Source organism: Desemzia sp. FAM 23990, from assembly GCF_045528485.1.
GTDB lineage: Bacteria > Bacillota > Bacilli > Lactobacillales > Carnobacteriaceae > Desemzia.
Genome location: NZ_JBGQQW010000067.1, coordinates 1 through 560 on the forward strand (window position 1 = coordinate 1; position 560 = coordinate 560).

1 protein-coding gene is annotated in these 560 nt (G+C 34.3%); it reads left to right on the forward strand.

From position 1 onward, the window contains the following. Positions 1 to 441, forward strand: a 441-nt coding sequence (locus ACEN4I_RS13440) for a transposase (protein WP_407103311.1), incomplete at its 5' end; no start/stop codon positions are given. Positions 442 to 560: the final 119 nt, after the last annotated feature.

A 560-nucleotide genomic window follows, 5' to 3' on the forward strand; every position in this document is an offset into this window, starting at 1 on the left:
GTTCATGTTTTGGAAACATTAGCAGCTTCCAAAGAAGACTCTATTATCAGCGACCAATTGGTCGCATTAGGTGCTCAAAACTATCTAACTTCCCGATTTCGTTTAGTGACTATTCAAGATCAAAAAGGGAAAGTTCTTCAGTTCATCACGAATCGTTTTGACTGTTCCTCTGCTGAAATTGCAGAAATGTATAAAGCTCGTTGGCAAATAGAACTGTTCTTCAAACACATTAAACAGCATATGACAATCAAAAAGTTTTTTTCAAGAAGCGAACAGGGAGTCGTAAATCAATTGATTTTAGCCTTGATTGCCAGTTTACTAACCTATTTGATTCAGTTAGAAACAAAGACTGGACAGTCTATTTTCCAAATTAAACGACTTTTTCGTTACCTCCTATTTCAACCTGCAGAAAAATGGATTGAACTTTTAGTGCCCAATTGACTACAATAAAACGTTGTTGTTGGATGCTAATGGAATCAGCTAAATAAGCAAAATTTTCTGGAAATAGTCATCCTTTGCGTAAGCATTCGATTTTTTTTACTTTTTTCAAGAAAATAATA